The organism is Candidatus Effluviviaceae Genus I sp. (assembly GCA_016867725.1).
Taxonomy (GTDB): Bacteria; Joyebacterota; Joyebacteria; order Joyebacterales; family Joyebacteraceae; genus VGIX01.
Map to the genome: position 1 here is coordinate 1 of VGIX01000064.1, position 6209 is coordinate 6209.

At 71.2% G+C, this 6209-nt stretch carries 6 protein-coding genes; 1 reads left to right on the forward strand and 5 read right to left on the reverse strand.

Annotated elements, in window-relative coordinates:
* Both FJY74_09125 and ssnA read right to left on the reverse strand, forming a co-directional pair.
* Positions 1-419, reverse strand: a 419-nt coding sequence (locus FJY74_09125; protein ID MBM3308475.1) for a hypothetical protein, incomplete at its 3' end; no start/stop codon positions are given.
* Positions 416-1762: a putative aminohydrolase SsnA gene (gene ssnA, locus FJY74_09130; protein MBM3308476.1), complete on the reverse strand. Its 1347-nt coding sequence runs from the start codon at positions 1760-1762 to the stop codon at positions 416-418. The genes ssnA and FJY74_09125, both read right to left, overlap by 4 nt.
* 737 nt (positions 1763-2499) lie before the next feature.
* Here ssnA and FJY74_09135 point away from each other — a divergent pair.
* On the forward strand, positions 2500-2877 hold the full coding sequence (locus FJY74_09135) for a hypothetical protein (protein MBM3308477.1): 378 nt from the start codon (positions 2500-2502) through the stop codon (positions 2875-2877).
* Here the strand turns inward: FJY74_09135 and hydA are convergent.
* From hydA to preA, 3 genes are all read right to left on the reverse strand, one after another.
* Positions 2874-4262, reverse strand: a complete 1389-nt coding sequence (gene hydA, locus FJY74_09140; protein ID MBM3308478.1) for a dihydropyrimidinase — start codon at positions 4260-4262, stop codon at positions 2874-2876. The two genes, FJY74_09135 and hydA, sit on opposite strands and share 4 nt — an antisense overlap.
* Position 4263: 1 nt before the next feature.
* The gene (locus FJY74_09145; GenBank protein MBM3308479.1) at positions 4264-5145 is read right to left on the reverse strand and encodes a DUF1749 domain-containing protein; all 882 of its coding nucleotides are present in this window, start codon (positions 5143-5145) and stop codon (positions 4264-4266) included.
* Between the two features lie 114 nt (positions 5146-5259).
* On the reverse strand, positions 5260-6209 hold a 950-nt coding region (preA, locus tag FJY74_09150), incomplete at its 5' end, for an NAD-dependent dihydropyrimidine dehydrogenase subunit PreA (protein MBM3308480.1).

Genomic DNA, 6209 nt, shown 5'->3' on the forward strand with positions numbered 1-6209 from the left:
GTCGCGCCCTCCGCCAGCGCGCGCGCCATCGCCACGGCCGTCGCGCGGTCCTTGAGCGAGGCCGTCGGGTTGCGGCTGTCGTCCTTGATGTAGAGGTTCGAGAGGCCGAGGAGCCCGTCGGCGCGGTAGAGCGGGGTCCATCCGGTCCTGAGGCGCGGCAGCCGTGAGACGTCCACGGGAAGCAGAGGAAGGTAACGCCACAGCGACTCCTCGCGCGAGCGCTCGAGGTCGGCGCGCGTGAAGCCGCGGGCGACGGCGTCGTAGTCGTACCGGACGTCGAGGATGCCCTCGAGCCCGCAGGCCGGACAGGTCATGCGCGCGTCGCCCGGCGCGCATTTCGCGCCGCACTTCGCGCAGACCAGTCCCGCCACGGCCGCCCCGCGCACGCCCACGCCGGCTGTCCCCGTGCGGCCGCTCACATGCGCCTCCAGAGCGCGCTCGCTTGCTCCCTGCCGCGCGCGGCGACCGCCCCCGCGTCCACGGTCAGAAACTCGCGGTCGCGCATCACGAACGCGCCGTTGACCATCACGCTCTCCACGCATCGCCCGCTCAGCCCGAAGAGGAGGTGCCCGTCGAAGTTCGCGCTCTCAAGCGGGGTCGGCGGGTCGTAGTCCAGGACGATGAGATCGGCAAGCGCGCCGCGCTCGAGCGTGCCCACCAGGCTCCCGACCAGCCGCGACGCGATCTCGGGGTTGTTCTCGATGCAGAGCCGTCGCGCCAGGTCGCGCCCCGCGCGGGGGTCGCGCGCCTCGTGCCGGTGGATGAGGTTCGCCACCTTCATCTCGTCGAACATGCTGGTCGAGAACCCGTCGGTGCCCAGCCCGACGAGGATGCCCGCGTCCAGCATCGCGGGCACGCGCGCGCAGCCGACGGCGTTGTTCATGTTCGACTGCGGGTTGTGAACCACCATCGTCCCGGTCGTCTTCAGGATCTCGCGCTCCCGGTCGTCCGCGTGGACGCAGTGCACGGCGATGCTCCTGGGACCCAGCACGCCCGCGGACTCCAGCCGCTCGACGACGCGCTTCCCGCATCGCGCGAGGCTGTCGGCCTCGTCCGCCGCGTCCTCGGCGCTGTGGATGTGGCAGCCGAGGCTGTTCGCGCGCGCGATGGCGGCCGCCCGCTCGAGCGTCGCCTCCGAGAGCGTGAAGCTCGCGTGGAGACCCACGCTCGCCGCGACCATCGCGCCGTCGTCGCGCGCCCCTGCCTCGCGAGCGAACCGCTCGTTCTCGGCCAGGCCCGCATCGCGCGCGCGGTCGCCGTTTCGGTCCGACACCTCGAAGCAGAGATTCGACCGGATGCCGACGTCCGACAGCGTCTCGGCCACGATGGAGAGGCTCCCCGCGATGGCCGTCTGGCTCGCGTGGTGATCCACGATGGTCGTCGTGCCGTTCCGTATGAGGTCGATGGCGCCCACCGCGGCGGAGACGCGGACGTCGTCCTCGGTGAGCGCGCGGTCGAGCCGCCACCAGAGGTGCTCGAGCTGCTCGACGAAGTTCGCGGAGGGTTCGATCTCGGCGAGGAGCCCGCGGGCGAGGCTGCTGTAGAGGTGGGTGTGCGCGTTGATGAGCCCCGGCATCACGAGCCGCCCGGTCGCGTCCACGCGGTCGGCCGAGCGGTTCCGCGCCGTCACCTCGTGCGCCGGGCCGACATCGGCGACGCGGTTCCCCCTGACCGCGACCGCGCCGTCCGGGGTGACGACCCCGCCGCGGCCTCCGGAGAAGACCGTACCGCCGGTAATGAGTGTGATTCGGTCCCGAGACAAGGCACCCTCGCCGAGGAGGCCACGCGCGGCAACACGGACCCCGCCCGCCGCCTGGCAACCCGGACACGACCCCGGCGGGGCCTGTTCAGAACCTGTGAGGATACCCCCGGCGGGCGGCCCAGTCAACCCCTTCCCCGGCGCCCGAAGCTGCCCCGCCGGGCGAGGTGCCCGACTCATCGCTTGCCGCCCAACCGGGTTGTGGGCGGCAATCTCCAGACCCCTGCGCGCCGGCCGTCGCGCAGATGGGGGACAACGACCGCAACGCTGTGACTCGTGCGAGGAGGATGCCGTGAGACGACTGCCGCTTGCGCTGATCGCGTCGCGTGCTCTGCCGTCCGGCTGCGGAGGATCGAGCTCCGGAGGCCCGACCGTCGAAGCCGACCTCACGGTGACGCCCGACCAGGGCACCGTGCTCACCGAGTTCGAGTTCGACGCCGGCGGCTCGACGGTGAGCGGCCGAGCGCTCTCGTTCAGGTGGGACTGGAACGGCGACGGCTCGTGGGACACGGACTGGTCGTCCGAGCCGGCCGCCACGCGTCGCTTCGCGCAGGGCGGGACGATCACCGTCCGCGTGCAGGTGACCGACGGGTCGGACACCGACACCCACGAAGTCTCGGTCGCCGTGGACGGGCGACGCCGCGTGGGACGGTCCGTATCTCTGCACCGCTGGGTACTCGGGGGGGAGCAGGATCTTCAAGCAGAATCCGACGACGCGGGACTTCGCCGAGAGCATTCCCGTGGTCTACAGCGCGAACATGTCCGGGCTGGATTGGGACGCCGAGGCAGGCGTGTTCTACTACGGGAGCTCGGCCGGCTCGAGCGGCGGCGACGGGCACATCCACGTGTACTCTTCGACCGGGACCCACCTGTCGTCGTTCCCGTCCCCCCGCGGCTCGGAGACGCCTCAGGGTGTCGCGTTCGACGGGGAGAACGCGTGGGTGGTCATCGCCAACAGCGACTCGCTCTACGTGGTGGACCCGGACGACGGGGAGGTGCTGAGGGTGATCGGCGTGCCCGACCGGATCGACGGGATCGACATCATGAACGACCACATTCTCGTGATGCTCAAGGACCTCTGGAACGTCCCGCGGGTGTTCGCAACGATCGTCCCTTAGCGCGCACCCGGCCCGCGGCACACCCGGCCGCGCTCGACGAACGACCCGAGCTCGTGGGAGCCCACGAGCTCGCGGTCTTTCACGACCCAGTGGCCGCGGACCATCGTGGAGACCGGCCAGCCCTTCACGGCGCAGCCGTCGTACGGCGAGTAGTCCGCGTGGCCGTGAAGCGCCTCGGGAGTGATGATGACCTCGAGATCGGGGTCGAACACGATGAGGTCCGCGTCGCTCCCGGGCGAGAGCGAGCCCTTCCTCGGATGAAGGCCGAAGATCTCGGCGGGCTGCGTCGAGAGCCGGTCCACGAGCTCGTTCTCGCGGAGCTTCCCGCCGCCAACGCCGAAGTGCCACATGAGCGGCAGCAGCGTCCCGACGCCCGGAAGGCCCATGGGGATCTTCCGGAAGTCGTTCGTGCCCGCGTCCTTGTCGGCCGCCGCGAACTCGCAGTGGTCCGTCGCGACGACCTGGATGAGGCCCTCGTCCAGCGCGTCCCAGAGCGCCGCCTGGTCGCCCGCTCGGCGAAGCGGCGGACACGCGGCGTAGCGCTGGCCGTCCTTCCCCGCCAGCTTCGACTGGTCGAGCAGGAGGAACTGCGGGCAGGTCTCGGCGTAGACCTCGAGGCCGATGTCCGACGCCTCCTCGATCGCGTCCACCGACTCCGCCGCCGACACGTGCACGATGTACACCGGCGCGCCCGCGCTGTAGGCCGCGCGCAGCACGCCCGCGACCGCCTCGGCCTCGGCGTAGCCTGGGCGGCTCGCCGCGAAGTCGGCCGGCGACAGGCGCTTCTCCTTCGCGAGCCGCTTGACCTTGCTGTCAATGATCCACTCGCTCTCGCAGTGCACCTCGACGAGCGCCCCGTGCTTCGACGCCAGCAGCAGCGCGTGGTAGATCTGCTCGTCGTCGCTCGCAAGCCCGCGCGCGGAGTATGCCGTGTACATCTTGAACGACGGCACCCCCGCCTCGACGAGCGCGGGGACCTCGTCGTCGTCCCGGTCGTCCCAGCGCACGAGCGCCACGTGAACGCCGTAGTCCACGTGGCAGTGCCCGTCGGCCTGCCGCCTGAGCGCGGCCAGCGACTCGAGGAGCGTCTGCTCGCGCTCCGGCGTGGCGTACGTGAGGACGGTCGTCACGCCGCCGAACGCGGCCGCGCGCGTGGTCGAGCGGAAGTCCGACGAGCGGTGGCCGCCTGCGTCCAGGCCCGCGTGCACGTGGGCGTCCACGACGCCGGGGAGGATGAGCTTCCCGGCGACGTCGAGGACCTCGGCCCCGGGCGGCGCGACGAGGTCGCGGCCGACCTTCGCGATGCGCCCGTCCTCGACGAGGACCGAGGCGTGGTACGAGTCGATCCCGGTGACGAGCCTGCCGCCCGTGATGAGGAGCGCCACGTCACGCCTCCACGAAGGCGGCCACCGCCCGCGCGAGTTTGCGCTCGTGACCGAGATAGGTGTGGTTCCCGCCCTCGACGGCCACGGTCTCGACCCGCGGCGACGAGGCGGCGTGCCGTTTCGCGAGCCCGAGGGCCTCTTGGACCGGTATGGTCACGGCCTCCCGCACGGTGCCGTACGCGACGAGGAGCGGCACGGTGAGCGACGCGAGCCTCCGGTAGTCGCCGCGGTCGCCGAGTCGGAACGGGAAGAGGTCGGTCGTCGCGGGGTCGCCGTAGAGCGACACGACCGTCGCCGCCGAGAGCGGCACGACGTACGCCGCCTCGGGCATGAGCGTGTCGCCCTGACCGGCCGCGACCAGCCGCCGCGCGTCGGCGACGATCTCCGCAAGCGGCCGCGCGGAGTTCTCCATGCGGATGCCCAGCATGTCGGCCGGGGAGATGAGCACGGCGCCGACGGCGCGTGGGTCGCGCCGCTCGGTCAGGTAGTGCACGACCTTGACGCACCCGAGGCTGTGGCCCTCGAAGTAGATGCCCTCATGCCCGCGCGCCGTCAGGAAGTCGGCGGCCGCGCCGATGTCGAACACGGACTCGTCGAAGAGCTCCCACGACGCGCCGCCCAGCACGGACTCCGTCGTCTCGCCGCGGCCGCGGAGGTTCTCCGACACGAACTCGTGCCCGCGGTTGTTCACCGTGAAGAAGGAAAGCCCCTTGGCGACGACGGCCCGCCCGACGTCCGACACGAAGCGGTTCTCGTAGAAGCTGCCCGCCATGCCGTGCACGTGGAGGACGGCGCGCCGGGTCGGGGGACCCGCCGGGGCCGCGTAGAACCCGACGAGCTCCACGCCGTCCTCGGTCTCGATGCGCACCAGTTCGCCGTTCATGGAGACGGATTGTAGGGCATCGGCGGGGGCGGCTCAAGCGCCGCGGAAAACGCGGGCGCCCCGCGGACCAGACGGGGCGCCCCTCCTCACGCGCGCACTTCCTCAGGCCAACGGCTAGCTCTGGTCCTTCTCCCGCTCCGCCATCGTGATGCAGCCGCTCACGGGGCACACCGTGGCGCAGAACCCGCAGCCGATGCACTTCTCGTCGTCAACGACCGGAACGCGCTCGAGATCCGTCCCTCGCCTCTGCTCGGCGAAGCACAAGGCCTGATGCCCTCCGTCGCGGCACGCGATGACACAGCCGCCGCATCCCACGCACAGCGCCTCGTCTATCCGGCTCACGACCTTCCACTCGCGCGACAGCGCCTCGTGCGCCACCAGGTTCGGCAGCCCCCGCCCGATGAGATCGGCCGGCGACGCGAGACATCGGTCCTCAAGATAGAGTGAGAGTCCCTCGACAAGCTCCTCGACAATGTCATACCCGTAGCGCATCGCCGCCGTGCAGACCTGGACGGTCCCCGCGCCCGCGAGCATGAACTCCGCGGCGTCCTGCCACGTCACGACGCCGCCGACGCCCGACACCGGCAGCCCGACGTCCTTCGCGACCTCCGCCACGAACCGGAGCGCGATGGGCTTGATCGCCGGCCCCGAGTACCCGCCCATGGTGGACTTCCCGTACACGCCCGGCCGCGGCGCCCACGTGTCGAGGTCGAACCCCAGGAGCGCCTTGACCGTGTTGATGCACGTCACGCCGGCCGCCCCCGCCTCCTTCACCTTCCGCGCGATCGGTCTCATGTCGGTCACGTTCGGCGTCAGCTTGATGAGGACGGGGATCTTCACGGCCTCGGCGACCCACTTCGCACGCTCGTAGGTCAGGTTCGCGTCCTGCCCGACCACCGACCCCATCCCGCGCTCGGGCATGCCGTGCGGGCACGAGAAGCTGCACTCGATCATGTCCGCGCCTGCGCCCTCGACGCGCCGCGCGATCTCCTTCCACTCCGCCTCGGTGCTCGCCATCATGCTCACGATGACGACACGGTCGGGGTAGCGCCTCTTGAGGTCGC

Excerpts from the sequence above, each read along its gene's own strand:
- FJY74_09145 (MBM3308479.1), bottom strand. The coding sequence starts at position 5,145 with ATGAACGGCGAACTGGTGCGCATCGAGACCGAGGACGGCGTGGAGCTC.